The sequence below is a fragment of the Bacteroidota bacterium genome (genome assembly GCA_016213405.1).
GTDB lineage: Bacteria > Bacteroidota > Bacteroidia > Palsa-948 > Palsa-948 > Palsa-948.
This window is the reverse complement of record JACRAM010000044.1, coordinates 1-3,199: the sequence shown is the minus strand read 5'-3', so window position 1 is coordinate 3,199 and position 3,199 is coordinate 1. Positions and strand designations below refer to the sequence as shown.

Here is a 3,199-nt window from a genome sequence, read left to right as displayed (position 1 = left end):
GGTTTCAGTAAACCAAATCTCGGTATTTTGGTAACCAGTCTCGTCAAGCGCGCGTCGGAAATAATCATAGGCATCCTTCATTCCTTTCCATTCAACACCGTAATAGTGAATATCAAAGATATCAATATATTTGCCGCTAAGATTCTTTAGAATCGGAAGATAAAATTCATGGACTTCGCGGAATGTAAGAGGGTCTTTTGAAGCAAAACCATGACCTCCAGCCATTCCCCCCAGCGCAATCTTTGCCTCTGGATTCTTCTCCTTGATAGCCTTGTAAGTAATTTCCACAAGGTGGCTGAAGCCCTGTGGATCCGCCACAAGCGGCCGAGGCGCTGGCTCATTGCTTACCTGCCAGTATTTGATGGGGTTTTTCAGGCCTGGCATATCCTTTATGCCATCGCCATCGTATCTCTCAACTGTTTCCTGAACAAACTTAATGTAATATCTTTCCATCTCTTCGTCTGCAAAATCCCATGTGTATGGCTTGAAAGTAGGATCATTGGAGCCCGACGGTCCCCACGGCCTAGCGTCAATAGTCCCCAATATATTAACACCCGAAGGAGCCCGGCCGTGAAACATATCATAAACCGTCCAGTCAAATATTCCGTTTTTCTTTTGCTCTAAAGTGGGCTGTACCACGCTCCAATAAATATCCGAGTTTGGTCGAACCCACCTGATGCCCATGTTCTGACCGTGTTTATACGGCTCTTTTACCTCTGCGATTAATTTATATATTTCTTCCGGCTTCATATCATCCGTGATATACGGCCTTGAATAGGCGCTATGCATTCCAAACGGCGAATCTTGATATTTCAAATTTGTTGATTTAGGTTCACCATTTTGAGAAATAGAAAATTGATTAGCCATTTCAGTGATTGTTTTACTGTAAACCCCCCGCGGATCCTTGCCGTATAAATATTTTATCCAATCTTTAAATATGGCCTCGTCATCTTCAATGTGAATCACTGTAGCCATAAATTCGTTTTCTTTGCCTATTTTCTGAAGGGTTTCATAATCTTTTTTCGCTTCTTCCAGGGCGTCTCTAGTTATTATGGCTCTCATTGAACATTCATAAACCAGCTTTCTGTTATAATAATCCGTACTCTTTTCAAAATGGGTCAATCCAGGGATAGCTGTGACATCCGGAAACCCCACTGGTTCATCAAACACAGGAAAACCCGAAGGAAGGAAAAAATCTGCCTTGCCCGTTGTTGAAAACTGAATTTCTGGCGGCCAATCAAAAAATTTGTCGGGGCCCATTTCCATCACCTTGAATGGATACAACCTGTTCATCAGCTTCATATAATCATTCATGTCCCCGTTGTACTGTTCTTTTTCCGCATACCACCATTTCATAACAGGGCTGGGATGACCCCTATAATACTTTTCCCGCAGTTTCATGCATCTTTCAGCACCATAATTACAGTAGCCGTCCCAGTCCCATCCATGATGAGGGCCATGATGCTGGGGAGCCATGTCCCAACCCTCATCAAATAACCCTTGGACAAAATTCAGTTTTTCAGGATCATTAAGAATCATTTCCGTCCACTGGGGTGTAAATCCCAGGCTGAATTTTTGATTATGTTCCTTGGCAAAATAGACCCTTTCTTTGAAACGCTGGAAGAATTCATCGTCCGCAGAGCGAGGCTCAAAATGCATCATGAAAACATTGTAGCGTGATATTTCGGGTTCAGGAAAAGCGGGTTTTTGCAAAATAAAAAAGGCGCCGATGCCGGCGGCAATAATTAAAATTACAATGATTGGAATGATTATTTTGTTCATAACTATTTTATCAACTCCTCAATTGAAACGCCCAACACTTTAGCAATTTTTGCCATAGTTTGAACGCTTGGCTTATTAACCGCGCCACTTTCAACCTTCATAAGCGTTGTATATTTAATATCCGCTTTCTTGGCTAAATCATCTTGCGTCAAGCCAAGTTTGGCGCGTAATTTCTTGATGTTTCCGCTGATAATTTTTCCACTTGTCATATAAATAAAGTTTTGGTAGTATAATAGTAAATGAGATTATTACCTCTATTGTTATACTACCAAATAAAATGAATTTAATCAACAAAAAATCGAAAAGCCCGCTTTTGGCCCAAAATGAAGTTCGAGCCGATATTTTTTAGAAATGCTCGGATTTCTTGATTGTCGCTTTGCGACAAAAGAATTTTGGCTTGGCTACTGGCTAAAATCATTTCTTTCATCGGTTCGAGCCAATTATTTCCTTTTTGTTCAAAATCTCTTATCTTCCCTAAAATGTCCTGCTTCTCGTTAAGCAGTTTTGATTTTTTGGCTTGGTATTCTTCGGGTTCAATGCCTTTACCACCGATAAACAAATCAAGCAGGTTTTCGGCTTTGGCTTCAACCTCTGCTTTTTTAGTTTGTAGATTTTGAACAAAAACTTTCGTTTCTTCTTTGGCCTGCTCTTTTTCTTTATCTATCTCGGCAAGCATGTTGTTTGCCCACTTGTCAGGCAAAGAAACTTTTTTAATAATCCATTTCATCTGTTCAACAAGATTTTCTTCCCGTAAATATTTTTCATTACAAGGTTGCTTTTTCTTTGTGCAACGATAATAGTGATGTCCTTTTTGTTTTTCGGCGGTGATGAGGCAACCGCAAAAACCGCACTTCATCAAACCTGAAAAAGCAAATTCGTGTTTTCGTTTGCGTTTCTTTTTTCCTCGGTTGCTCATTACTTGTTGAACAGAATCAAAAAGTTTCTTGGAAATAATTGGCTCATGCGTTCCGTCATAGATTTCACCGTTGAAAGAAAAAACACCATAGTAAATCTGATTTTGAAGCATACGCTGGGCACAGGAAACCGAAAGAACATTGCCTTTATAACTTCTTAGCCCCGCTTGATCCAAAACTTTGGCAAGGGCTTTTAGGGTGTATTCGCCAGTCGAGTAAAGTTCAAATGCTTTGCGCACTAGCGGTGATTTTTCACTATCAATATCAATGCCTCTCGTTTTGTGATTGTTTAAATAGCCAAGCGGGGCGAAGTTTGGCCAAATGCCTTTTCGCAGTTTTGCCCGATGACCTCGTTTGATGTTTTCGCTTAAATTGTCGATGTAATACTTGCTTTGGCCAAAGGCAATGTTCATCATGAATTTTCCTTGCGGAGTTGAGTCAAACCAAAATGTCGGGAATTTCAAATCTTTGATCTTTCCTGTGTCCAGCAAGTAAATGATTTT

The 3,199-nt window shown here is 40.4% G+C and carries 3 protein-coding genes; all 3 read right to left on the bottom strand.

The annotated features are described in order from the left end of the window. On the bottom strand, positions 1-1,782 hold a 1,782-nt coding region (locus HY841_04550; protein MBI4930011.1), incomplete at its 3' end, for a hypothetical protein. Positions 1,783-1,784: 2 nt separating this feature from the next. Further along, the gene (locus HY841_04545) at positions 1,785-1,991 is read right to left on the bottom strand and encodes a helix-turn-helix transcriptional regulator (GenBank protein MBI4930010.1); all 207 of its coding nucleotides are present in this window, start codon (positions 1,989-1,991) and stop codon (positions 1,785-1,787) included. 74 nt (positions 1,992-2,065) lie between these two features. Then, positions 2,066-3,199, bottom strand: a 1,134-nt coding sequence (locus HY841_04540; GenBank protein MBI4930009.1) for a recombinase family protein, incomplete at its 5' end; no start/stop codon positions are given.